This is a genomic window from Kitasatospora arboriphila (genome assembly GCF_039528095.1).
GTDB classification, from domain to species: domain Bacteria; phylum Actinomycetota; class Actinomycetes; order Streptomycetales; family Streptomycetaceae; genus Kitasatospora; species Kitasatospora arboriphila.
Genome location: NZ_BAAALD010000018.1, coordinates 34,562 through 59,720, shown reverse-complemented (window position 1 = coordinate 59,720; position 25,159 = coordinate 34,562). Strand labels below are relative to the sequence as shown.

The 25,159-nt window shown below is 73.7% G+C and carries 16 protein-coding genes, 1 pseudogene and 1 riboswitch; of the genes and pseudogenes, 10 read left to right on the top strand and 7 right to left on the bottom strand.

Annotated elements, in window-relative coordinates:
• Positions 1-91 precede the first annotated feature (91 nt).
• Both ABD353_RS12445 and ABD353_RS12440 read right to left on the bottom strand, forming a co-directional pair.
• Positions 92-1,801 (bottom strand): SulP family inorganic anion transporter, encoded by a 1,710-nt coding sequence (locus ABD353_RS12445; protein ID WP_344623601.1) that lies wholly within the window; start codon positions 1,799-1,801, stop codon positions 92-94.
• 174 nt (positions 1,802-1,975) lie between these two features.
• On the bottom strand, positions 1,976-3,760 hold the full coding sequence (locus ABD353_RS12440) for an ABC transporter ATP-binding protein (RefSeq protein ID WP_425555145.1): 1,785 nt from the start codon (positions 3,758-3,760) through the stop codon (positions 1,976-1,978).
• Between the two features lie 280 nt (positions 3,761-4,040).
• Between ABD353_RS12440 and ABD353_RS12435 the strand changes: the two genes are divergently transcribed.
• Positions 4,041-4,586, top strand: coding sequence for a very short patch repair endonuclease (locus ABD353_RS12435; RefSeq protein ID WP_344623599.1), 546 nt, complete (start codon positions 4,041-4,043; stop codon positions 4,584-4,586).
• 49 nt (positions 4,587-4,635) lie between these two features.
• Here ABD353_RS12435 and ABD353_RS12430 read toward each other — a convergent pair whose 3' ends face one another.
• Positions 4,636-5,109: a hemerythrin domain-containing protein gene (locus ABD353_RS12430; RefSeq protein WP_344623598.1), complete on the bottom strand. Its 474-nt coding sequence runs from the start codon at positions 5,107-5,109 to the stop codon at positions 4,636-4,638.
• 32 nt (positions 5,110-5,141) lie between these two features.
• The gene (locus tag ABD353_RS12425; RefSeq protein ID WP_344623597.1) at positions 5,142-6,356 is read right to left on the bottom strand and encodes an MFS transporter; all 1,215 of its coding nucleotides are present in this window, start codon (positions 6,354-6,356) and stop codon (positions 5,142-5,144) included.
• A 231-nt stretch (positions 6,357-6,587) separates the two neighbouring features.
• On the opposite strand from ABD353_RS12425, the gene ABD353_RS12420 reads away from it, so the two are divergent.
• From ABD353_RS12420 to ABD353_RS12400, 5 genes are read left to right on the top strand one after another with little or no spacing between them, the layout of a single operon-like run.
• Positions 6,588-10,280 carry a nitrate reductase subunit alpha gene (locus ABD353_RS12420; protein WP_344623596.1) on the top strand — a complete coding sequence of 1,231 codons (3,693 nt, stop codon included), beginning with the start codon at positions 6,588-6,590 and terminating at the stop codon, positions 10,278-10,280.
• Positions 10,280-11,791, top strand: a complete 1,512-nt coding sequence (gene narH, locus ABD353_RS12415; protein ID WP_344623595.1) for a nitrate reductase subunit beta — start codon at positions 10,280-10,282, stop codon at positions 11,789-11,791. The genes ABD353_RS12420 and narH overlap by 1 nt, the downstream gene beginning before the upstream one ends.
• 4 nt (positions 11,792-11,795) lie before the next feature.
• Positions 11,796-12,548, top strand: a complete 753-nt coding sequence (narJ, locus tag ABD353_RS12410; RefSeq protein ID WP_344623594.1) for a nitrate reductase molybdenum cofactor assembly chaperone — start codon at positions 11,796-11,798, stop codon at positions 12,546-12,548.
• On the top strand, positions 12,545-13,279 hold the full coding sequence (narI, locus tag ABD353_RS12405; RefSeq protein ID WP_344623593.1) for a respiratory nitrate reductase subunit gamma: 735 nt from the start codon (positions 12,545-12,547) through the stop codon (positions 13,277-13,279). The genes narJ and narI overlap by 4 nt, the downstream gene beginning before the upstream one ends.
• Positions 13,276-14,514 carry a molybdopterin molybdotransferase MoeA gene (locus ABD353_RS12400; RefSeq protein ID WP_344623592.1) on the top strand — a complete coding sequence of 413 codons (1,239 nt, stop codon included), beginning with the start codon at positions 13,276-13,278 and terminating at the stop codon, positions 14,512-14,514. Before narI ends, ABD353_RS12400 begins: the two co-directional genes overlap by 4 nt.
• A 27-nt stretch (positions 14,515-14,541) precedes the next feature.
• On the opposite strand, the gene ABD353_RS12395 is transcribed toward ABD353_RS12400, so the two are convergent.
• A complete protein-coding gene (locus ABD353_RS12395) occupies positions 14,542-17,088 on the bottom strand; it encodes a pullulanase X25 domain-containing protein (protein WP_344623591.1) in 2,547 nt (848 codons plus the stop codon).
• A gap of 315 nt (positions 17,089-17,403) precedes the next feature.
• Positions 17,404-17,546, top strand: a riboswitch (SAM riboswitch).
• Between the two features lie 192 nt (positions 17,547-17,738).
• Here ABD353_RS12395 and ABD353_RS12390 point away from each other — a divergent pair.
• The 4 genes from ABD353_RS12390 to pknB all read left to right on the top strand — a co-directional run bounded on the left by ABD353_RS12390 (position 17,739) and on the right by pknB (position 22,850).
• Positions 17,739-18,452, top strand: a complete 714-nt coding sequence (locus ABD353_RS12390; protein ID WP_344623590.1) for an IclR family transcriptional regulator — start codon at positions 17,739-17,741, stop codon at positions 18,450-18,452.
• Between the two features lie 185 nt (positions 18,453-18,637).
• Positions 18,638-19,417, top strand: a complete 780-nt coding sequence (locus ABD353_RS12385; RefSeq protein WP_344623589.1) for a class I SAM-dependent methyltransferase — start codon at positions 18,638-18,640, stop codon at positions 19,415-19,417.
• Between the two features lie 136 nt (positions 19,418-19,553).
• Positions 19,554-20,546, top strand: coding sequence for a PI-PLC domain-containing protein (locus ABD353_RS12380; protein WP_344623588.1), 993 nt, complete (start codon positions 19,554-19,556; stop codon positions 20,544-20,546).
• A 258-nt stretch (positions 20,547-20,804) separates the two neighbouring features.
• Positions 20,805-22,850, top strand: a complete 2,046-nt coding sequence (gene pknB, locus ABD353_RS12375; protein WP_344623587.1) for a Stk1 family PASTA domain-containing Ser/Thr kinase — start codon at positions 20,805-20,807, stop codon at positions 22,848-22,850.
• 73 nt (positions 22,851-22,923) lie between these two features.
• On the opposite strand, the gene ABD353_RS12370 is transcribed toward pknB, so the two are convergent.
• Together ABD353_RS12370 and ABD353_RS12365 are read right to left on the bottom strand one after the other, a co-directional pair.
• Positions 22,924-24,600 carry a protein kinase domain-containing protein gene (locus tag ABD353_RS12370; RefSeq protein ID WP_344623586.1) on the bottom strand — a complete coding sequence of 559 codons (1,677 nt, stop codon included), beginning with the start codon at positions 24,598-24,600 and terminating at the stop codon, positions 22,924-22,926.
• A gap of 178 nt (positions 24,601-24,778) precedes the next feature.
• A pseudogene (locus ABD353_RS12365) lies at positions 24,779-25,159 on the bottom strand (M23 family peptidase); the annotation flags it as partial.

Here is a 25,159-nt window from a genome sequence, read left to right as displayed (position 1 = left end):
CGCCTTCACCCGCACCGCACGGCCCCGCTGGCACCGTACGCTCCCGATCCCCGTGGCCGGGCCCGGGAGTGCGCGAGGACCGGGCACGGACTCAGCCGGCCGGAGGCCCCCCGGGAGGGGCATCGGGGGACGGGCCGCCCGAATACGCGCGGACGGCGTCGATCAGGTTGCCGAAGACGTTCTCCGGCGGGATCCGCTGCCACAACTCGTAGACCTTCAGGGTCTCCACCAGGGCCGCGTCGGGCCGTGCGAGGACGAAGGTGACGCCGCGCGTGGCGAGGAAGTCGAGCAGGCTGTGCAGACGGACCCCGGCGGAGTAGTCGACGTCGGCGATGCCCGCGGCGTCGAGCACCAGCCAGCGCACCGGATGGGGCGCGCCGTCGACGAGCGCCTTGACCTGGTCGGCGAAGCGGCTCGCGTTCGCGTAGAAGAGCTCCGCGTTGAAGCGGAAGACGATCAGGCCGGGCGCACTCTCGATCCCCGGCCCGGCGACCGTGTACGTGGGCACGCCCTCGCCGGTGACGCCGACGACGAAGTCCTTGGGCCGGTACTCCCGCCGGATCACCTCGAACAGGGACAGCGCGAGGGCCAGCAGGACGCCCTGCTCGACACCGATGCAGAACACCGCGAGGGCGGTGGCGACGGCCACGACGAACTCGTTGCGGCGCCGGGTACGGATCCGCCGCAGACCGCGCACGTCGATCAGGTCGAGGCCCACCAGGAGCACGATCCCGGCCAGCGTCGCGAGCGGCATGTCGGCCAGCAGATCGGTGAAGACCAGCGCGACCAGGAGCGACAGGAGCGCCATGGTGAGGTTGGCGACCTGGGTCCGGCCGCGCTGCTGGTCGAGGATCTCCGTCTTCGTCGGGGAGCCGTTGACGACGAAGGTCCCGCTCAGCCCGGCGGCGAGGTTGGCGACCGACAGGCCGACCAGATCGCGGTCGACGTCGACGCGGTCGCCGTGGCGGGTCGCGAAACTGTGGGCCGTGGCCGCGCTCTGGGCCAGGATCAGGACGAAGCAGGAGACCGCGACGGAGAAGACCGCGGTCACGTCACCGGGGGTCAGCCCGGACGGCAGGCCGAGCGGCGGGAAGCCGCCCTCGACGGCGCCGACGACGGCGACCCCGTGGCCCGAGGCGTCCGTCGCCGCCGACACGGCGATCAGCACCACCACCGCCACGACGGAACCGGGGAACCGGGGCAGGAACCGCTTGAAGGCCACGATGATCACGACGGTGGCGGCGCCGAAGGCGGCGGTGCGCCAGGAGACCTCGTCCAGGCGGGACATCCAGGACCACTGCTGCTGGAACCAGTTGCCGCGGCCCCTGGGGATGCCGAGCAGCTCGGGGATCTGAGCCGTCGACACCTGGACACCGACACCCGTCAGGAACCCGATCAGGACGGCGGCGGACAGGAAGTCGGCGAGGAAGCCGAGCCGCAGCAGCCGCGCGGCAGCGAGGATCACGCCCGACAGCAGGGCGACCAGCCCCGCCAGCCCCACCCACTGCGGCGACCCCGGGACGAGACCGTCCACCCCGAGCCCGAGCAGCCCGGCGGAGAGGATCGCCGCGGTGGCGGAGTCCGCGCCGACGACCAGCAGCTTCGACGAGCCCAGCAGGGCGAAGGCGATCGCCGGCAGGACCAGCGTGTACAGGCCGGTGACGATGGGCATGCCGGCGATCGAGGTGTACCCCATGACCTCGGGGATCGCGACCGCCGACAGCGCCACCCCGGCGAGCACGTCCCGGCCCAGCCACGCCCGCCGGTACCCGCGCAGCGACACCGGGACCAGCCTCGTCATGCCAGTCACGTGGGCACCTCAGCAACGGTCGGAGAACGCGTACGCCCCCATGGTCGCCGTCGCCGGACCGCGGCTGCGGCATTTCGCCCGGGTCCGCGATGTCGGCGACCGACTGCCGGTACGGCCGGACCCGGCCACGTCGCCCCGGATGCGCGGAGCGTGCCGCGGCCGGCGTCAGTGCAGGTCGGCACGGGCAGGGTCGGCCCCGGCGGGGGTGTCGTCGAGGAAGCCGCCCGACTGGTGCTGCCAGAGCTTCGCGTAGGTGCCCTCCGATGCGAGCAGTTCCTCGTGGGTGCCGTGTTCGACGATCCGTCCGCGGTCCAGGACGACGAGCCGGTCCATGGTGGCGACCGTGCTCAGCCGGTGCGCCACCACCAGTGCCGTCCGCCCCTCCATGAGCCGCCACAGGGCCTCCTGGACGAGGAGTTCGCTCTCCGAGTCGAGGGCGCTGGTCGCCTCGTCGAGCAGCAGGATCGGCGCGTCGCGCAGGATCGCCCGGGCGAGGGCGACCCGCTGCCGCTGTCCGCCGGACAACTTGATGCCGCGCTCGCCCACCATGGTGTCGAAGCCCTGCGGCAGCGCGTCGGTGAACTCCGTGACGTGCGCGGCCTCCGCGGCGCGGCGGATCTCGGCGTCGGTGGCGCCCGGCCGGGCGAACGCGATGTTGTCCCGCAGCGACCGGTGGAACATCGCCGGGTCCTGCGGCACGTAGGCGATCAGGCTGCGCAGGTCGGCCTGGCGCAGCCGGGTGACGTCCTGGCCGCCGATCAGGATCCGTCCGGCGTCGACGTCCGTCATCCGCAGCAGCAGCCGGGTGAGGGTGGTCTTCCCGCCGCCGGACCGGCCGACCAGTCCGAACTTCGCCCCGGACGGCACCGTGAGGTCGAGGCCCCGGAAGATCGGGTCCGCGCCGGAGTGGGCGAAGTGCACCCGCTCGAAGCGGACGTCCGCGCCCCGGCGCAGCAGCGGTTCCGGCACGGCGGGATCGAGCACGGTCGGCGGCGTGAGCAGCAGCTCCGTGAACTGTGCGGCCTCCGTCAGCGAGCTCTCCAGCCGGCGGTAGATCTGGTTGAACTCGAACATGATCCGTGTCGCGTTGCTGTAGTAGGTGAAGGCGACCACCACCGCCTCCACGTTGTGCCGGCCCCCGCCGAGGGTCACCGCCAGCAGCAGGCCGAGGGCGTTGGTGAGCACCGACATCGGCGCGACCAGGGTGTCGATGCGCAGGTTGCCGTAGTCCCAGGACCGCAGCGAGAGCCGGCGCGACTCGGCGACACGGGAGCGGTGTTCGGCCGCCTCGCCCCGCTCGGCCGCGAACGCCCGGACGGTGTCCATGTTCATCAGGCTGTCGGCGACGTGGCCGGACACCCGGGCGATCGCCTCCTCGCGCTCGTTGACCAGGGCCTGGCGGCGGCGGATGAGCGGGGCCGCGCACAGCGCCGTCAGGGCGATCATCACCAGCAGCCCGATGACGAGGAGCGGTTCGTAGCGCCACAGCACCACCGAGCCGAAGACCAGCGGCACGAAGCTGGCCACGACCGAGAAGGTCAGCGTGTCGACGAACTCCTCGTAGCGGGAGGCGAAGCTCAGCACCCGCTTGGTCAGCGAGCCGGCGAAGTTGTCGTGGAAGAACGCCGCGTCCTTGGCGAACAGCTCGTCCATGCCGATCACGTAGAGGTGCTCGATGCCGAGGGCGTCGAGGCGGTTCAGGCAGTGCAGGCCGACGCGCCACACCGCCTCCCCGGCCAGCAGGGCGCCGGCGAAGCCCAGGACGTACGGCAGCAGCGAGCCGGACCCGGCCCCCGCGGGGGAGGCGATCCGGCCGACGAGCTTCGCCACCGCCAGCGGCGCGAGGTAGGCGATCCCGATGTTGCCCAACGCCGGCAGCAGCATGGCCGGCACCGTGAGGTACGGGAGCCGGGCCAGCTCCCGTCCGTAGTAGCGGAGCGCGAGGAGCACCGAACGCCTGCCCGGTGCTCCTCGGAGTGTCTCGGACGATCCCATCCCGACCTCGTTGCGTCGTGCGGAAGCCCAGCGACTGCCCCTCCCGGCGAATGAAATGATGTATGACTGATCGTCAAAAACCTTGCACGGAAGGGCAGAAGCCCCAGTCTCCCGCGACGGCCCCGGTGCGGTCCAAGCAATTTCCGGCAGGGCGTCACCTCGCGACGGTCGCGGGCCGGTCAGGTCGGCGACGGGTCGGAGTGACCACCCGGGCCGGGTCGGAGTTGATCGGGGCATGGAAGAGGCGGGTGCCCGGCAGGTGGTCCCGCGACCGAGGGACGCCGACGCCCGCCGGGTGATGCGGGCCCAGCGCCGTGTGAACACCGCACCCGAACTCGCCCTCCGGCGGGCACTGCACGCACTCGGCTTCCGCCACCGGGTGGACCTTCCCCTCCCCACCCTGCGCCGCGGGAGGGCGGACATCACCTTCGTGCCCTGGCGTACCGCGGTGTTCGTGCAGGGCTGCTTCTGGCACGCGTGCCCCGAGCACCTGCACGCGCCGAAGCACAACGCCGAATGGTGGTGGCGGAAGCTCGACGACGACGTGCGTCGCGACCGGCACACCGATGAGAACCTCGTCCGGCCGGGTTGGCTCCCCCCGAGGATCTGGGAGCACGAGACCGTCGAGGCCGCCGTCGACAAGGTCGTGGAGCTGCTCGCCCACCAGGGGCATCCACGAGCACGGCGGCTGCACCGGAGCTCCGGGCGCAGCACCGGGGTGCCGCCGAACGCAACGGACCCCTTCGGCCCCGCCCGGCTCCGCTCCGGCGGACCGGCGTGATGCCGGTGGGACCGGGCGGTGGGACCGGGCGGTGGTCAGCGGGCGGTGGTCAGCGGGCCGGGCGGGGGAGGGCCGTGCCGGCGCGGGCGCGGACGGCTTCGACGGCCTCCCAGTCGGCCGGGCCCAGTGCGGCGAGGGCGGCGGGGAAGACGCCGTCCTGTTCCTTGAGGATGTGGGCCCGCAGCTGGGCGAGGGTGTCCAGGAGGCGCCGGGGCCAGGCGGGGTCGGTGGGGGTGCCGTCCGCGGCCTCGGCGAGGACGGCTTCGATGCGGCGGTGGTCGGCCTCCAGGGCGGCGATGTGCTCGGGGAACTCGCCGGCCAGGGCCGGGAACAGGCCGTGTTCCTCGACCTCGGTGTGCGGGCGCAGGATCGCGGCGATCGCCCGGGCGGCCTCGGCCATCCGGGCCGGGTCGCCCTCGCGGTGGGCGACCCGGGCCGTGCCGATCAGGTTGACCGCCGCCTCGTGTTCGTTCGTCAGGTCGCGGATAGTGGCCAGTGCCTGGCACCCGCAGTACTCGCACATGTCGGGGTTCTCCTCGTCGGTCGGAGGACGGGTCAGGCGGCGCGGACGGCGCGCCGGACCCGGGTGGCGGTGAAGACCACGGCGGCCAGGGCGACCAGGGTGAGGGCCGCCAGGCCGGCCGCGTACGAGTGGTAGCTGCCGTACAGGGCGCCCATCACGAGCGGCGGGACGAAGCCGCCGAGGCCGCCGGCCGCGCCGACCACGCCGGTGACGGAGCCGACCTGGTTCGCGGGGGCGAGGAGAGCGACGAGGGCGAAGGTCGCGCCGCTGCCGGCGCCGAGCGCCGCGGCCATGGCCAGGAAGGCCGCCGTGCCGAGCGGCGCGAGTGCGGGGGTGAAGCCCTGGACCAGGGCGCCGAGGGCGACCACGGCGAGCGCCCAGGTCAGGACCCGGACGGGGCTGGTGCGGTCGGACAGCCAGCCGCCGACCGGCCGCATCAGGACGGCGAGCAGCACGAACCCGGCCATCCGGTTGGCCGCGTCGGCGCTCTGGAGTCCGTAGGCGGTCTTGAGGTAGGTCGGCAGGTACACGGAGAAGGCGACGTAGCCGCCGAAGGCGACCGCGTACAGGGCGGAGGCCTGCCAGGTGACGTGCAGCCGGAGCGCCGCGCCGAGGCGGCGGGCGAGCGGCTCGGAGGGCACCGTCCGGCCGGGGGCGTCGCGCAGCAGGAGCAGTGCCACCACCGCGTAGAGGGCGAGCACGACCGCGGTGAGGACGAAGGGGGTGGCGGTGCCGTGGCCCTTGACCAGGTTCACGGTGGTCAGGGCGCTGATGGCGGTGCCGCCCATCCCGGCGCCGAACACGCCGACGGCCGCGCCGCGCCGCTCCGGCGGGAACCAGGCGCTGACGAAGGGCACGCCGACGGCGAAGGAGGTGCCGGCGATGCCGAGGAAGAATCCGCCGACGAGCAGTTCGGTCAGCGAGGAGTGCCCGGCGAGCCCGAGGTACAGCACCGGGACGATGGTGGCGGCGGACACCAGCGGGAACATCACCCGGCCGCCGTAGCGGTCGGTGAGCGCGCCGACCGGGATGCGGCCCAGCGACCCGACGATCACCGGCACGGCGACGAGCAGCGACTGCTGGAACGAGCTGAGGCCGAGGGAGTCCTTGAACCGCGGCCCGAGCGGGCTGATCAGCGCCCAGGCCCAGAAGTTGAGGGCGAAGCCGAGGGTGGCCAGGGCCAGCATCAGGGTCCGCCTCCCGGAGGCCGGCGCGGCCGCTCTCGTCCCGTTCGGTCGGGTGTCCATGGGGTTCTCCGTCTCTCCGGTGTGCGGCCCGTCAGGTCGTGCACGCCGGTGGCCTCGGGCTCGGTCGGGCATCAGCCTGCTGGTCCGGGGCCTTGCGCGGTCCCTGCCGACCGTCCCGGACCGGGGTGCCGGAGGGCCCGATTCCCGGCCGGTGCCCCGGGCCGGCCGGCCGGGTGATCAGGGACCTTCGGCCCCCGCGCGGACCTGCGGGCACTGCCTAGCGTTCGGGCCATGGACGAGGAGAGCGCTGCGGGTGACCCCGGGCCCCGCGAACGACAGCACTGGCCGCTGGCGGCGAGACGCCTGCTGACCCGCCGTGAGGTGTCGGCCGACGGCCGCGCCTCGTTCGGCGAGGGCGGCACGGAGTGGGAGGGCTTCTACCGGGACCGCTGGTCCCACGACAAGGTCGTGCGGTCCACCCACGGGGTCAACTGCACGGGTTCCTGCTCCTGGATGGTGTACGTCAAGGAGGGGATCATCACCTGGGAGCACCAGGCGACCGACTACCCGTCCATCGGCACCGACTGTCCGGAGTACGAGCCGCGCGGCTGCCCGCGCGGGGCGTCGTTCTCCTGGTACACCTACTCGCCGAGCCGGGTGCGCTACCCGTACGTGCGGGGCGAGCTGCTGAAGCTGTGGCGGGAGGCCCGCAGACGCCTGGGCGATCCGGTGGCGGCGTGGGCCGAGATCACCGGGGACCCGGCGAAGGCGCGGGCGTACAAGAGGGCGCGCGGCAAGGGCGGCCTGGTGCGCGCGGACTGGGACGAGGTGACCGAACTGGTCGCCGCCGCCCAGGTGCATACCGTCAGGACGTACGGTCCGGACCGGGTGGCGGGCTTCTCGCCGATCCCGGCGATGTCGATCGCGTCGTTCGCGGCCGGGGCCCGGTACCACTCGATGATCGGCGGGACGCTGCTGTCGTTCTACGACTGGTACGCGGACCTGCCCGTCGCCTCGCCGCAGGTGTGGGGGGACCAGACCGACGTGCCGGAGTCCGCGGACTGGTGGAACGCGGGCTACCTGATCATGTGGGGTTCCAACATCCCGGTGACCCGCACACCCGACGCGCACTTCCTGACCGAGACCCGCTACAACGGCACCAAGATCGTCGCGGTGAGCCCCGACTACGCCGACAACGTCAAGCACGCCGACGAGTGGCTCGCCCCGCACCCCGGCACGGACGGCGCACTGGCCATGGCCATGGGCCACGTGGTCCTGCGCGAGTTCCTCGTCGACCGCGAAGTGCCGTACTTCCGGGACTACCTGCGCACGTTCACCGACGCCCCGTTCCTGGTGGCCCTGCGCGAGCACGAGCACGGCCTCGTCCCGGACGGGTTCCTGACCGCGGCCGACCTCGGGCAGGACACGGAGCACGCCGGCTCCAAGACCGTCCTCGTCGACTCGGCCACCGGCGAGCCGGTGGTGCCGAACGGCTCGCTCGGCTTCCGCTGGGCGAAGGAACAGGGCCACTGGAACCTCGACCTGGGCGACGTCGTGCCCGAGCTGAGCCTGCTGGAGCGGGCCGAGGAGACCGTCGAGATCGCGCTGCCCCGCTTCGACGAGGGCGCCACCGAGGGCGGCTCCGTCCTGGTGCGCGGGGTGCCGGTGCGCCGGATCGGCGGCCGGCTCGTCACCACCGTCTTCGACCTGATGCTCGCCCAGTACGGGGTGCACCGTCCCGGGCTCCCGGGCAGCTGGCCGTCCTCGTACGAGGACGCGTCGCAGCCCTGCACGCCGGCCTGGCAGGAGACGATCACCTCCGTGCCGGCCGAGCAGGCGGCCCGCATCGGCCGCGAGTTCGCCCGCAACGCCGAGCGCACCAACGGCCGGTCCATGATCGCGCTGGGGGCCGGGACCAACCACTGGTTCCACTCCGACACCATCTACCGGGCGTTCCTGGCGCTCATCACCATGACCGGCTGCCAGGGCGTCAACGGCGGCGGCTGGGCGCACTACGTCGGCCAGGAGAAGGTCCGCCCGGTCACCGGGCAGCAGCACCTGTCGTTCGCCTTCGACTGGCAGCGGCCCACCCGGCACATGGCGGGCACCTCGTACTGGTACCTGAACTCCGACCAGTGGCGCTACGAGGCGTTCGGGCCCGACGAGATCGCCTCCCCGCTCGGCGAGGGACGGTTCCGGGGCAAGGGCTTCGCCGACTGCCTGGCGCAGGCCGTGCGACTGGGCTGGACACCCGGCCACCCCGGTTTCAACCGCAACCCGCTCGACCTGGCGGACGAGGCCGCCCGGGCCGGCCGGCCGGTCGCCGAGCACGTCGTCGACGAGCTGAAGTCGGGACGGCTGCGGTTCGCCGCCGAGGACCCCGACGACCCCGCCAACTTCCCGCGGGTGCTGACCGTGTGGCGGGCCAACCTGCTCGGCTCCTCCGGCAAGGGCAACGAGTACTTCCTGCGCCACCTGCTGGGCACGGACGGGGCCGTGCGTTCCGAGGAGACCCCGCCCGAGGGGCGGCCGAAGGACGTGGTGTGGCGGGAGGAGGCACCCGAGGGCAAGCTCGACCTGCTGGTCACCATGGACTTCCGGATGACCTCGACCGGCCTGTACGCCGACGTCGTCCTCCCCGCCGCCACCTGGTACGAGAAGGACGACCTGTCCAGCACGGACATGCACCCCTTCATGCACGCCTTCACCCCGGCCATCGCCCCGCCCTGGCAGGCGCGCACCGACTACGACACCTTCCTGGCCCTCGCCGACCGGTTCAGCGAGCTGGCGGCCGACCACCTCGGCACCCGCACCGACGTCATCGCCGTGCCGCTGCTGCACGACACCCCCGACGAACTCGCCCAGCCGGGCGGGGTGGTGCGGGACTGGAAGGCCGGCGAGTGCGAGCCGATCCCCGGGAAGACCATGCCCAAGCTGGCGGTCGTCGAACGGGACTACACCGCGATCGCGCAGAAGATGCGTGCTGTCGGCCCGCTGCTCGACACCCTGGGCACCACCACCAAGGGCGTCACCGTCGTCCCCGACAAGGAGATCGACGAACTCCGGCACCGCAACGGCACCGTGAAGGACGGGATCGCCGCCGGACGGCCCTCGCTCGCCACCGCGAGCCACATGTGCGAGGCGGTCCTCGCGCTGTCCGGCACCACCAACGGACGGCTGGCCGCCGAGGGCTTCCGGGTGCTGGAGCGGCAGACCGGCAGCGAGGGCCTGGTCGAACTCGCCGCCGAACGCGAGGCGGAGCGGATCACCTTCGCCGACACCCGCACCCAGCCCCGCGCCGTGCTGACCTCGTACGAGTGGTCGGGCTCGGAGACCGGCGGGCGGCGCTACTCGCCGTTCGTCATCAACACCGAGCACAAGAAGCCCTGGCACACCCTCACCGGCCGCCAGCACTTCTTCGTCCAGCACGACTGGGTGTCCGAGGTCGGCGAGCAACTGCCCGTCTACCGGCCCCCGCTGAACTCGCCCCGGCACTACGGCGACGAGCACCTGCGCGACGGCCGGGCCGAGGTCACCGTCCGCTACCTCACCCCGCACTCCAAGTGGTCCATCCACTCGAACTACCAGGACAACAAGTACATGCTCGACCTGTCCCGCGGCGGCCCGGTCATCTGGATGTCCACCGGCGACGCCGAGAGGATCGGCGTGAAGGACAACGACTGGATCGAGGCGTACAACCGCAACGGCGTCGTCGCCGCCCGGGCGGTCGTCACCCACCGGATGCCCGAGGGCACGGTGTACATGTACCACGCCCAGGACCGCAACGTGAACGTGCCGAAGACCGAGGTCAGCGGCCGGCGCGGCGGCATCCACAACTCGCTCACCCGGCTGCTGCTCAAGCCCACCCACCTCGCGGGCGGCTACGCGCAGTTCACCTACGCCTTCAACTACTACGGCCCGACCGGGAACCAGCGCGACGAGGTCACCGTGATCCGCCGCCGCTCGCAGGAGGTGACCTACTGATGAGGGTCATGGCCCAGATCGCGATGGTGATGAACCTCGACAAGTGCATCGGCTGCCACACCTGCTCGGTCACCTGCAAGCAGACGTGGACCAACCGCACCGGAGTCGAGTACGCCTGGTTCAACAACGTCGAGACCAAGCCCGGCGTCGGCTACCCGCGCCGCTACGAGGACCAGGAGAAGTGGAAGGGCGGCTGGATGCTCGACGCGCGCGGGCGGCTCGTCCTGCGCTCGGGCGGACGCGTCAAGCGGCTGCTGTCGCTGTTCTCCAACCCCGACCTGCCGTCCATCGAGGACTACTACGAGCCGGTCACCTACGACTACGACAACCTCGTCAGCGCCCCGGCCGGGAACGACGTCCCGGTCGCCCGCCCGCGCTCGGTCCTCACCGGGGAGCCGACGGCGATCACCTGGGGTGCCAACTGGGAGGACGGCCTCGGCGGTGCGCCCGAGCACGCGGGCGGCGACCCCAACCTGACCGGCGAGTGGGCCGAGAAGGTGAAGTTCGAGTTCGAGCAGACCTTCCTCTTCCACCTGCCCCGGCTGTGCGAGCACTGCCTCAACCCGGCCTGCGTGTCGGCCTGTCCGTCCGGTGCGATGTACAAGCGGGTCGAGGACGGCATCGTCCTGGTGGACCAGGACCGCTGCCGCGGCTGGCGGATGTGCGTCACCGCCTGCCCGTACAAGAAGGTGTACGTCAACCACGCCACCGGCAAGGCCGAGAAGTGCACCTTCTGCTTCCCGCGGATCGAGGCCGGCCAGCCCACCGTCTGCTCCGAGACCTGCGTCGGCCGGCTGCGCTACCTCGGCCTCCTGCTGTACGACGCCGACCGCGTCGGCGAGGCCGCGGCCACCCCCGACGACAAGGACCTGCTGGACGCCCAGCGCGGGGTCTTCCTCGACCCGCACGACCCCGGAGTCATCGCGGCGGCACGGGAGTCCGGCATCCCCGAGGACTGGCTGGACGCCGCCCGGCGCTCCCCCGTGCACGCGCTGGTCTCCACCTACAAGGTCGCCCTGCCGCTCCACCCGGAGTACCGCACCCTGCCGATGGTCTGGTACGTCCCGCCGCTCTCCCCGGTGCTCGACGCGGTGGACTCGGCGGGCGGCAGCCGGGACGACCCCGACCACGTCTTCGCCGCCGTCACCCGGCTGCGCATCCCGCTGGAGTACCTGGCCGAGCTGTTCAGCGCCGGGGACACCGAGGTGGTGGCCGGCGTGCTGATGAAGCTCACCGCGCTGCGCTCCCACATGCGCGGGCGCACCCTCGGCGAGGCGGGCGACGAGGGCGCGCTGAAGGCCGTCGGGCTCACCGCCCGCGAGGCGGAGGACCTGCACCGGCTGCTCGCCGTCGCCAAGTACGCCGACCGGTACGTCGTGCCGGCCGCGCACAAGGAGGACGCCGCCGCCCTCGCCGGGATCGAGGACCGCTGCCCGGTCGAGGTCTCCGGCGACCGGGGCGGCCGGGTGATGCTCGGCATCCCCACCCTGCGCAGAAGGACGGGGGAGTAGCGGCATGAACGCACCGCACATCGGCATCCTGGCCCGGACCCGCCCGGCCGGCACGGCGGAGCAGACCGCGCAGCGCGTGCTCCTGCTGCGCCTGCTCTCCCTGCTGCTCCAGTACCCGGACACCGAACTGGTCCGCGGGCGGCAGGAGTTGGCCGCCACCGCCGAGGCCCTGCAGCCCTCCCCGGCCGCCGTCGAGATCGCCGCCTTCACCGCCTGGTTCGCCGAGCAGCCGCCCGACGCCCTGGAACGCCACTACGTCGAGGTTTTCGACCTGCGCCGCCGGAGCAGCCTCTACCTGACCTACTACCTGCACGGCGACACCCGCCGCCGGGGCACCGCCCTGCTCGCCCTCGCCCAGCGCTACCGCGCCGCCGGCTGGGAGGCCGACGCCGCCGAACTCCCGGACCACCTCCCGGTCGTCCTCGAATTCGCCGCCCTCGAAGGCCCGGGCGCGGGCGAGGCGCCGCTGCGCCAGCACCGGCGCGGACTCGAACTGATCCGGCACTCGCTGGCCGACGCCGGCTCCCCCTACCGGCACCTGCTCGCCGCGCTCCTCACCCTCCTCCCGCCGCCCACCGCCGCCGACCTCGCGGCGGTCGCGGAACTCGCCGCCGCGGGCCCGCCCGCCGAGGAGGTCGGCCTCGACCCGTACGGCGGCGGCCTGTTCGCACCGCCGCAGACGTTCGTCCCGCCGGAGCCCGCCCCTCCGACACTGATCCCGCTCCTGCCGACCAGGACCAAGGAGGGCCACCGATGAGCCCCGCAGGCACCCCCCTCGCCGCACCCGCCGGCGGCGCCGACCTGCTGCTGTGGGTCGCCTTCCCCTACATCTGCCTCGCCGTCTTCGCGGTCGGGCACGTCTGGCGCTACCGGCAGGACCAGTTCGGCTGGACCTCGCGCACCAGCCAGCTCCTGGAGCACCGCTGGCTGCGCTGGGGCAGCCCGCTGTTCCACCTGGGCGCCTTCGCGGTGATCGGCGGCCACGTCGTGGGCCTGGCCGTCCCGGCCTCGTGGACGGAGGCGGCCGGGATCTCCGAGCACGCCTACCACCTGACGGCCGTCTCGCTCGGCACGGTCGCCGGAACGGCCATGATCACCGGGCTCGGCATGCTGAGCGCCCGCAGACTGCTGAACCGGCGGATCCGCATCGTCACCGACCGCAGCGACAAACTGCTCTTCCCGCTGCTGTCGGCGACCGTCCTGCTCGGCTTCGCCGCCACCGCGGTGCACAACGTCGTCGGCGGCGGCTACGACTACCGCTCCACCGTCTCGATCTGGTTCCGCGGGGTGTTCGCCCTCCACCCCCGGCCCGAGGCGATGGCCGGTGCCCCGCTGCTGTTCCAACTGCACGCGCTCTCGGCCTGCCTGCTCTTCGCCGCCTGGCCGTTCACCCGGCTGGTGCACGTGTGGAGCGCCCCCGTCGGCTACCTCGTCCGCCCCTACCTGGTCTACCGCCGGCGCCCCGCCCCGACCGGCGGTGCCCGGTGAACCGGCCGGCGCTGCGCACCCGCGCCGAACACGGCACCACGTCCGGGGCCATCACGTGGGAACGGGCGCGCGAGGCGGCCCGGGACAGCGCCGGACAGCCACTGCCCGCCGCCGTCCGGGCCCTCCCCGAGGCGCTCGGCCACACGCTCGCCGAGCCGCTGACCGCCCTCACCGACCTGCCGCCGTTCGACACCTCCGCGATGGACGGATGGGCGGTGGCGGGGACGGGACCGTGGCGGCTGCGCGACGGCGGCGTCCTCGCGGGCGGCGCCGAGGCCGCGCCGCTCGACCAGGGCACCGCCGTACCCGTCGCCACCGGCGCCCGGCTGCCGTCCGGTGCGACGTCCGTGCTGCGCCGCGAGCACGGGCGGGCGACGGCACCCGACGGCGTCCTGTACTGGCGGACACCGGAGCCGGCGGCCCCGGGCCGCGACGTCCGCCCGCGCGGTCAGGAGTGCCGCCGGGGCGACCTGCTGCTGGCGGCGGGCACCACCGTCACCCCGGCCGTGCTGGGCCTGGCAGCGGCCGCCGGGTACGACCGGCTGACCGTCCACCGCCGCCCGACCGTGGAACTGCTGCTGCTCGGCGACGAGTTGCTGACCTCCGGCCTGCCGCGGGACGGCCGGGTGCGCGACGCCCTCGGCCCGCTGCTGCCGCCCCTGCTGCGGAGCGCGGGCGCCGAGGTGACCGGGATCCGGCGGGTGGCGGACGACAGCTGGCCGCTGGGCGCCGCCCTGCGCAGCTCGACGGCCGATGTCGTGGTCACCACCGGCAGCACCGCGGCCGGGCCGGTGGACTTCCTGCACCACGCACTCGGCGGGCTGGGCGCCCGGCTGCCGGTCGACTCCGTCGCGGTGCGGCCCGGGCACCCGATGCTGCTCGCCGAACTGCCGCCCGCCGCCGACGGCAGGGCCCGCCTCCTGGTCGGCCTGCCCGGCAACCCGCTCGCCGCGGTGGCCGGCGCGGTGACCCTCGCCCTGCCGCTGCTCCGGCGGCTGGCGGGCCGGCCGGACCCGTCCCCCCGCCGGGTCGTCGCCGCCACCGACCTGCCGGGCTGCGCACGGGACACCCGGCTGCTGCCGGTGGCGTTCACCGGGGGCGGCGCGGTGCCGCTCGGGTTCGACGGGCCCGCGATGCTCCGCGGTCTGGCGCTCGCCGACGCCCTCGCGGTGGTGCCGCCGGGCGGGGTCGCCGGCGGCACCACCGTCGAGGTCCTGGAGCTGACCGGCCACTGACCGGCCACTGACCGGCCGCGCCCGGTGTCAGTTCTTGCGGAACACCGTCACCGCGAGGCCGGCGCAGGCGGTGTCGCCGGTGGCGGAGGCCGCGCCGCCGCCGTCGAGGACCTTCGTCCACGTTCCCGGCGGCAGGCCCACGTCGTAGGTGCTGCCGGTGGGGTTGTAGACGACGACGGTGTCGTAGCTCGTGGGCGCCGCGGCGTCGGAGCCGATGCGGCCGACCACCACGGAGCCGTCCACCTGGGCGGTCATCTGGTTGTGGACGGCGTCCCAGCCGGTGAGGCGCAGCGCCGGTGCGGCCTTCCGGAGCGCGACGGCGTCCTTGTAGTAGCGGAACACGGCCGCGTTGGCGGTCTTGTCGCCCCAGTGGATCGCGTTCACCGTGTCGGAGGCGTTGTAGGAGTTCTTCGCCGTGGCGTAGTCGCCCCCGACGACCTTGGAGCGGAGGAACTCGTCACCCTCGGCGATGACCGGGATCCCCTGGGAGGTGAGCACCATGCCGACGGCGAACCGGTCGATCCGGCCGGCCGTTCCGGCTGCGCCGCCGCTCGCCCCGGAGTAGGTGATCTTGTCGTAGAGGTTCAGGTTGTCGTGGATCGAGGCGTAGTTCACGGTCTGCTCGGGGTCGTAGGCGAACGCCGGGCTCCACAGGTCGGACAGGACGGCGGTGCTCTTCGCGTCCGTCGGTGAGCCGCGCATGCCGAAGGCGATGGCGCCGGGGTTGCCCGAACCGCCCATGTAGGCCATGACGTCGTCGTCCGTGCCGCCCCGGATCGCGTCCCGGTAGACGCCGTTGAAGACGCCGACGTGCGCCGGTGCGAGGGCCGGGACGGTGCCGTAGCGCACCTTCTGGGCCTCCTGCGGGTCGGCGGCGGCGCTCCACGGCTCCCCGTACAGCAGGAGGTTGCGGTCCGGGTAGGTGGTGTTGAGGTAGCCCGCCCAGGCGGAGACGCTGCTGTAGCGGTGCACCCCGGCGAGGTCGAAGCGGAATCCGTCGACGTCGTAGTCGCGGACCCAGTGCTCCAGCGAGTCCCGGATCATGCGGCTGACCATCGGGTTGCCGTCGTCGATCGAGTTGCCGGTGGCGGACAGGTCGGTCGGCGTGTAGTACTTCCCGGTGATGCCGCCGAAGACGTTCTTGTCGTAGGTGTGGTTGTAGACCACGTCCATGACCACGCGGATGCCGTTGCGGTGGAATCCGTCGACCATGTCCTTGAACTCGCGGATCCGGTCCTCCGGCGCGCTGAACTGGGAGTACTGCTCCTCGGGGACGTTGTAGTCGACCGGGTCGTAGCCCCAGTTGGGCACGGTGCTGCCGAAGTCGAACGAGGGCATCAGCTGGACGGTGGTGACGCCCAGTTCCTTGAGGTGGTCGATGCCCGTCCTGGCGCCGCCGGCGGTGGTGGTGCCGGTCTGCACCAGGCCGAGGAACTTCCCGCGCTTGGCAGGGTCCACCCCGGAGCTGGCGTCGACGGTGAAGTCGCGGACGCTCAACTCGTAGACGACGGAGTCCTCCCGATCGGCGAGGGCGGGCCGCGGGGCCCGGCTGCCGCCGGTCGGCGCGACCGAGGCGGTGTCGACGACGACGCCCTGGGTGGTGCCGGGCCTGACCATCTGGGCGTAGGGGTCGCGGACGGCGGTGCCGCGCACGGAGAACTGGTAGGCCTGGTCCTTGAGGTCGCCGCCGACCACGGCCTGGTAGACGGCGGAGTAGCCGCTCACGGTCACCGGGGTCATCGGGTGGCTGGTGCCGCCGACGCTGACGCTGACGTCGGAACTGTCGGGCGACCAGAGCCGGAAGGTGGTGCCGGTGGGGGAGTAGATCGCGCCGAGCGTGGCGGGGGTGTCGGTGGCCTCGGTGCTCCGCACCGTCGTCAGGTGCGTGGCGGCGGAGTAGGAGAACGTGGTGGCCGCCCCGTCCGCGGGGACGGTGAAGCCGATGTTCGCGCCGCCCGCCGCCCCGCCGGCACCGTAGTTCTCCGTCCAGGACTGTCCGACGGTGACCTTGGTGTTCCACGCCCCGGCGGGGATCGCGGTCGTGGTGTAACTGTAGACGCCGTCGCCGTCCGGGTCCTGCAGGGTGGTGGCCGCGCAGGTCGGTGCCCAGTCGGCGCCGCAGCCGAGTTCGGACTGGTAGTCGCCGACGGCGGTGACGACCGGCCGGACGGAGCTGTCGACCAGGTGCGTGGCCGGGTCGTAGACGAACGCGACCGAGGCGCCGCCCGCGGGCACGGTCACGGACAGGTTGGCGCCGCCCGCCGCGCCGCCCGCGCCGTAGTTCTCCGTCCAGCCGTTGTCGATCGCGACCTTGTACTCGTAGCTGCCGGCGGGCAGGGCGAAGGCGGCCGCCCACCGTCCGTCGGAGCGCTGCGCGAGCTGCGCCCGTGGGCAGTCGGGCTGCCAGTCGCCGGAGCAGCCGATCTCGCTGTCGAAGGTTCCGGGCAGGCTGACGGCGGCCGGCGCGGCGTCGGCCGTGGACGCCGTGAGCGACACGAGGGCGGTGGCGAGCAGGAGGAGCACCGCGAACGACGCCGTCCTGGCCGATCTTGCGCGCGGAAAGGTGTGAGCCATGGGGGACTGCCTCCCGGGCGGCCCGGGACGTCGGCGCGACGGCGTGTGGGGGCACGTCGCGGCCGTCCCGGGTGAAGGGTGGTGGGGGTGCGCGGGGGGTCGCCGACCGGTGGGACGGGCGATCCCGGCCCGCGGGGGCGGTGGGGTGCGTCGCGCGACCGACGATCCCGCCGTCCTGAGGACACGTCAAGTCAGGGCGCACGGGGTTTCTGCAATTTGCAGCAAGGGCATTCGCTCCGTGCCGATGCCGACGGACCTGGGCGCGGACGGGGGAGGTTTGGCGGGCCGCCCGCGGAATCTTGTATGGTTCCTCGCGAATCATCCAGAGGGGTGGAGGGACCGGCCCTACGAAGCCCCGGCAACTCCCCGGTCGAACCGGCGTCCGAAGTACGCGCCGCGCCGCCCGGGATCAGTGCCAACTCCGGCCTGCCGCCACTGTGGCGCGGGAAAGATGAGGAGACACGGTGCTCTCTGTGCTGTCCTTCGCCCGGGCGCTTCCCGCCCCGGTCTCTCCGCGTACCCGTCCCGTGCCCGGCGCAGCCACTCGGCCGACTTCTCCGGCCTGTCCTCGCTGACCACCCCCGCTCCCGCGCGGAGCGTCCGTGGGCGGGGCCCCCGCCGCTCACGGGATCTGAGACGGAGTACCCATCATGGAGAACACCAGCGGCGTCGGCGTGCTCGACAAGGTCACCTCGATCCTCGGCACCCTGGAGGCCGGTCCCACCACCCTGGCCGGACTCGTGGCCGCCACCGGCCTGGCACGGCCCACCGCCCACCGGCTCGCCGTCGCACTGGAACAGCACCGCCTGGTCGCCCGCGACCTGCAAGGGCGGTTCGCCCTCGGCCCCCGGCTCACCGAGCTGTCGGCGGCCGTCGGCGAGGACCGCCTGCTGTCCGCGGCCGGCCCGGTCCTGGCCCACCTGCGCGACCTCACCGGCGAGAGCGCCCAGCTCTACCGCCGGCAGGGCGAGGTCCGGATCTGCGTGGCCGCCGCCGAACGCCTCTCCGGCCTGCGGGACACCGTGCCGGTGGGCATCGCCCTCCCGATGAAGGTCGGCTCCGCGGCGCAGATCCTGCTCGCCTGGGAGGAGCCCGAACGCCTCCACCGCGGCCTGCAGGGCGCCCGCTTCACCGCCACCGCCCTCAGCGGCGTACGGCGCCGCGGCTGGGCCCAGTCCATCGGCGAACGCGAGGCCGGGGTCGCCTCCGTCTCCGCACCCGTGCGCGGTCCGGCCGGCCGGGTCGTCGCCGCCGTCTCCGTCTCCGGGCCGATCGAGCGGCTCACCCGCCACCCCGGCGCCCGGCTCTCCCAGGCCGTCGTCGAGGCCGCCGGCCGGCTCGGCGAAGCCCTGCGCCAGCCCTGACCGGCCCGCCAGCCCGCCAGCCCGCCGGCCCGCCGGGCCGGTCGAACCGGTCGAACCGGCGCAGCAGGCCGCCGAGCCGTGCCCGCGGAACACCCGTGGGCCGGCCGCCGGTTCGGGCATCCGGTTCGGGCATCCGGTTCGCGCACCATCGGGTCGGCTGACCGTCCGTCAGCTAGCGTGGGCGTGTGAATCAGGACGAACGCTCACTCCACGCCTCGTCGTTCGGCGTCGCGGCGACCGCCTACGCCGAACACCGCCCCGACTACGCGCAGGCCGCCGTGCGCTGGGCGCTCGAACCCGCGCCCGGCCCGCGGGTGCTCGACCTCGGCGCCGGCACCGGCAAGCTGACCGCGGGACTGCTCGCGCCGGGCGCGGAGGTCGTCGCGGTCGAGCCCGACCCGGCGATGCTGGCCGAGCTGCGCCGCTCGCTGCCGGACGTCCGCGCCCTGCGGGGCAACGCCGAGGCGATCCCGCTGCCGGACGCCTCCGTCGACGCCGTGCTGGCCGGCAACGCCATGCACTGGTTCGACATGGCCGTCGCGGGCCCCGAGATCGCCAGGGTCCTGGCACCCGACGGCGTGCTGGCCGGCCTGTGGAACCTGCTGGACGACCGGGTCGACTGGGTCGCCGGACTGGCGCGGACCGCCGGGAGCGCGGCCGTCGGCCCCCGTGACACGCCCGCCGCCTGGCGTGCCGAAACGGCCGCCATGCACCTTCCGAAGGCCGGCGGACCCGCCCGGTTCGGGTCGCCCGAGCAGACCGCGTTCCCGCACGGGCAGCGCCGCACGGCCGACACCCTGGTCGCCTCGCTCGCGACCCGCGCGGGGATGCTGGTCATGCCGGAGCGGGAACGGGAGGCCGCGCTGGGCCGGATCCGGGCCTTCCTCGCGGGTGAACCGGAGACCGCCCGCGGTGAGTTCACCCTGCCGATGCTGACCGGGGTGCTGCGCAGCCGGAGGCTGTGAGGGCGGTCCCGAGGCTCCGGGCCGCGGCCATGCGGGTGCCGTGGCGTGGCCGGATCCGGTTCCCCGTCGCCGGGGCCGTGTCAGCATGCAGTCGGTGAGGTCGATTGACTGAACGCGGACAAGAAGGGGGCCATTCATGATCGCTCGACTCGGGAGGGGTGCCGGCTTGCGGAGGTGGGCGGCGCTGACCGCCGCCGCACTCTGCGGAGCCGTCGGCGCCGGCACCGTCGGGGCTACCCCGGCCGCGGCGGCCGACCAACGTCACGCGATCTACGCCGTCGCGCACCGGGTCGACACCCTGGACGGCGTCGACGCCGCACTCGACCACGGCGCCAACGGCATCGAGATCGACGTCTGCGCCTGGTGGAACCCGAACGAATGGCGCGCCTACCACGACTGCTCCTCGGCCGGCGACGCCCGGCCGGGCCCGAGCTTCGACAGCATGATCGACCGGATCGTCGGCAACGCCGGTGCCGGGCGCCGGCTGGCCCTGGTCTGGCTGGACATCAAGGACCCCAACTACTGCGGGGAGCAGCAGAACCGCGGATGCAGCGTCGCCGGACTGCGCGACAAGGCCCAGCGGCTGACGGCCGCCGGCATCCAGGTGCTCTACGGCTTCTACGAGTACCACGGCGGCAGCACCCCGGACGTCGGCGGCCGCGGCTGGATGAGCCTCGAAGGCAGGCTCGGCCCGCTGGAGGGCATGACGACGACCGGGACGCGCGACCGGGTCCGCGCCGCCTTCGACCGGTCCGGCCCGGCGATCCCGGCCGGCCGCCGGGTGATGGACTACGGCGACAGCGACATCACCAAGGGGTTCGGCAACTGCACCGAAGCCACGTACAACACGTGCGCGGAACTGAAGAAGGGCGCCGCGGACCGCGCCGCCGGACAGCTCGCCGCCACGCTCTCCTGGACGACCACCTACAACGACCCGTGGTACGTCGACAAGCTGCTGGGCGACGCGCGGGTGGACGGCATCATCGCGGGCTACGGCGCCTTCACCGGGGTGCGCGAGTACGACCGGAGCTGGCAGTGCGCCAACGCCGTCGACCTCGTCCGCGACTGGGTGAACCGCCACGGCTCGACCCACCGCATGGCCAACGCCGGTGACCGCATGTTCCGTTAGGGCTCCGTCGGGGCCGGGGCCGGGGCCGGGGCCGGGTCGAGTCGTGCACGCATTCGGTTCGACCCGGCCGCGGTCGGCGCGGTACGGTCGCCTGTCATGCACACCAGGCCCGCCGTGCGGCCCCGGCCGCACCGGTGACGGTCGGTCAGGGCCGGTGCGCACGGGCAGCGATCACGCCCGGCCGACGGGGTGCCACCGGAGTCGACGTTCACCCGGTGGCGGCCCCGCGCCGAGAGGGCGACGGGGAAGACGGGGGCGATGGACGTCGAGGAGACCGAGGGCCTGCACACGGCGGGGCCGATCCGCTCGGCCGGGCAGGGCCGCTACGAGATGCAGGCACCGCTCGGGGAGGGCGGCATGGCGTCCGTGCACCGGGCCCGCGACCGGGTGCTGGGACGGACCGTCGCCGTGAAGACGCTCCACCCGGACCTGGCCCGCGACCCGGCCTTCCGCGAGCGGTTCCGCCGCGAGGCGCAGGCGGTCGCGGCGCTCAACCACGTCAACATCGTGGCCGTGCACGACAGCGGCGAGGACACCGGGCCCGACGGCGTGGTGCCGTACATGGTGATGGAGTACGTCCGGGGCCGGTCGGTGCGCGAACTCGTCCGTGAGGCGGCCGCGCGCCGTGCCGGCGGCACCGTCCCGCTGGACCGTGCGCTGGCCGTGACCTCGGCCGTGCTGGACGCCCTGGAGTGCAGCCACCGCCAGGGGCTCGTCCACCGGGACATCAAACCGGCCAACGTCATGACGACGGACGACGGCACCGTCAAGGTGATGGACTTCGGCATCGCCCGGGCGCTGCAGTCGGACGCCACCGCGATGACCCGCACGGGCACCGTCCTCGGCACACCCCAGTACCTCTCGCCCGAGCAGGCGCAGGGCAGGCCGGCGGACGCCCGCTCCGACCTCTACTCGGTCGGCTGCATGCTGTTCGAACTGGTCACCGGCACCCTGCCGTTCGACGGGGAGTCGGCGATGAGCGTGCTCTACCAGCACGTCCAGCAGCCGCCGCCGGTGCCGTCCTCGATCAACCCGTCGCTGCCGCCGGCCGTCGACGCGGTGGTGGCCCGCGCCCTCGCGAAGGACCCCGCCGGGCGCTACCAGAGCGCCCACGCCATGGCCGAGGACGTCCGCCGGGCCGCCGCGGGCGGAGCACCGACCCGTCCGCTGCACTCCGCTCCCACCGTCACGGCCGAGCACATCAGGGCGGAGCACATCAGGGCCGAGGACGACAGGGCCCGGCCCGCCGGGGCCGAGCACGCCGACGCCCGGGACACCGGGGGCAGGGGTGGGGGCGCGGGTGCCGGAGCGGGTACCGGTCCGTCCTGGCCGTTCGCGGCGTTCACCGGTGCCGACGACGCCGCCACGGCCGACGCCCTCGCCGAGGGCATGCGGTACGTCGCGATCCGGCGGCAGGCGCAGCTGCGGCGCGTGCGCAACGCCAGGATCGTCGGTCTGGCCCTGGTGCCCGTCGTCGCGGTCGTCTGGGCCGTGACCGCGTTCGGTGACCCCTTCGGGTACCGGACGGCCACCCACACCCCGGACCCGCGGGCGACCGGCCCGTACTCCTCGTGCGATCCGCTGTCCTTCGGGGGCGACGGCTTCAACCCGCCCTCGTTCTCGGGCATGTCGCCCGCCGAGGCGCGGACCTGCGCGGAGATCGCCGGACTGAAGATCGACCAGAAGACCACCACCGGCAGCAAGTACAACAAGGACACCGTCACCCGGCAGGAACCGGGGACCTCCCAGTCGGTGAAGCAGGGCAGCACCGTCACCGTCTGGGTGTCGACGGGCGGCGATCCCCGGGCGACGGGGGACCTCGCCAACTGCGAGGCCGAGGAGCAGCACGGCAAGGTCCCCACCCCCTGGCTCAAGGGCAGGACCCTGAACGCCGCCCGGACCTGCGCGGACATCGCCCACCTCAAGCTGGAGGAGGCCGGCAAGGTCCAGGACCGCCTCACCCCGGCCGGGCAGGTGGCACGCCAGGAACCCGGATCGGAGGACACCACCGTCGGCAGCACCGTCAAGGTCTGGATCTCCACCGGCGGCGACCCCAGGGCCGTCGGCGCCCTCACCGGCTGCGACAGCGCGACCGGCGACCGGCCCGAAGCACCGGCACTGGAACACATGACCGTGGCCGACGCCCGCACCTGCGCCGACATCGGCCACTTCAAGCTGCAGGAGCAGAGCGTGCCGGACAAGATCTGGCCGAGCGGCGAGGTCGTCCGCCAGGAGCCGGGCAGCTTCAGCCGGATCGACCCCGGCAGCACCATCAGCATCTGGGTGTCCTCCGGCGCGCCGTGACCGGAGTCCCACCCGCCGGCCGGTGAGCCACGGGTCGGCCCGCGGACGGCGGGCCGACGGTCGTGCACGGCGGTCACCTCCTCGCGAGGTCGCCGGAGTAGGCGCCGACGCTGAGGTGGAGGCTGCCGTCGGCGTTGCGTGTGTAGACCTGCTCGTGCGGGTCGGCTGCGCAGCCGGTGAGGATGCTCATCGGGCGGGTCTTGAGGATCAGGCGGTCGGTGCCGACGGCGACCAGGTCGGCGACGGAGTCGCAGTAGCGGGTGCCGGTTCCGGTGTTGTTGTGGATGGTGCCGACCGGCTCGCCCGGCCGTCCCTGGGTGAGGGTGATGGTGAAGTCCGCCCGGACGTCGTTCTGTTGGCCGGTGAGCGGACCCTGCCAGGTGCCGAGCAGGGCGGTGGGTACCGTGCCGGCGGGTGTCTGCGGGGCCGGTTCGCCGGAGGTCGGCGACGTCGGGGCGGGCACCGGTGCGGACGGGCCGGAGGACCGGGCGTCGCGGCCGCCGGCCGTCGGCTGTCCGGCGCCGGAGACGTGGTTGCTGTGGCTGGTGGAGAGGTAGACGGCCGTACCGGCCACCACGACCGCCGTTGCGGTGGCGATGACGAGACCGGGACGCACGCGACCGGAACGGGCCGCCACGGGCGGGGGGTCGACCGCCGCCATGATTCCGGCCGACGGGACGGCCGCAGCCGTCGGCGTGGGCGGGTGGGCCGGCGGCGGCGGTACGGCCGTGGCTCCCCGCACCGTCGGACCGTGGTGCGCCGGGTCCGGCACCTGGACGGCGGACCGGAGCGGTGGCGGGGCGACGTCGCCCGGGCGTCCGCCCGGCGCGGCCTCGGCGGCGAGGTCGAGCAGTTCCACCGCGAGGCGGGCCAGTGAGCCGGCGATCTCGGACGGCAGCCAGCCGTGCCCCGTCAGCCGTTCCGCCGCCGCGCCGTCGCCGGCCGCCAGCCACGCGCTGATCCGGTCCGGGGCGGGCCGTGCCGCGGGGTCCTTGGCGAGGCAGGCGGACACGAGGTCCCGCAGCCCCGGGGCGACGGTGTCGAGCCCGCGGAGGTCGGGCTCCTCGTGCAGGACGCGGTAGAGCAGGACGGGTGTGCTCACGCCCGCGCCGAACGGCGGGACGCCGGTGGCGGCGTACGCCAGCACCGCGCCCAGCGAGAAGACGTCCGAGGCCGGGCCCACCGTCCGCCCCTCGGCCTGCTCCGGCGAGAGGTAGCCGGGACTGCCGAGCACGAAACCCGATTGGGTGAGCGCGGTCGTGGCGTCCAGTGCCCGGCTGATGCCGAAGTCGATGAGCCGCGGCCCGTCCAGGGCCAGCAGGACGTTCGACGGCTTGACGTCGCGGTGGACGAGGCCGAGGCCGTGCACGGCCTTCAGCGCCTCGGCCAGTCCGATCCCCAGCGCGTGGACGGCCGCGGCCGGCAACGGACCGTACTCGTGGACCGCCGATCCCAGCGACGGTCCGGCGACGTATCCGGTGGCCACCCAGGGGCGGTCGCCCTCGGTGTCGGCGTCCAGCACCGGCGCGGTCCACCGACCGCCGACCCGTCGGGCCGCCGCCACCTCCTGCCGGAACCGCACCCGGAACTCCTGGTCGGCCGCGTAGGGCGGGTGCACCATCTTCACCGCCACCGTGCGCCCGCCCGCGGTCCGCCCCAGGAAGACCTGGCCCATCCCGCCCGCGCCGAGCCTGCGGACCAGGCGGTAGTCGCCCACCTGCCGGGGGTCCGCGGACCCGAGTGCCTCCACGCCGCCGATCCTCTCGCCGTCCCACGTCCCGTCGTTCACAGCAGACGGTAGCGGCCGCGGAGACGGTTCCGGTCCACCGATCGGGAGAGCCGACGTCGCGTGGGGTGGGCCGGCGGTGCCGCTCGGCCGCAGGGCCCGGCCCGGGACGGGGTCGTCCACCGGGCCGGGGCCCGCCGGCTCAGCAGTCGGGGACGACGGTGCCGTTGTTGTCCTTGGCCTGGTCGTTGCCCCACTTGGACAGGTAGTAGGCGGAGACCCATTGGCCGGCGGGGCCGGTGTCGGGGTCGGTCTTCAGCCACCAGTGGTTGTAGCTGCTGCCGTTGCGGATCTCGCGTCCCCAGGTCTTGCAGAACACGTAGTTGGTGCCCTGGTTGAGGGTGCCGGTGCTTGCCGTGCTGGTGGGGGAGGCGTAGACGGGGGCGTTGGCGAAGGTGTCGACCCAGTACCTGGTCGTGCCGGACGGCGGCGGGGTGGAACCGCCCGGGCAGTCGGGGATGACGGCGCCGTTGTTGTCCTTGGCCTGGTCGTTGCCCCACTTGGACAGGTAGTAGGCGGAGAC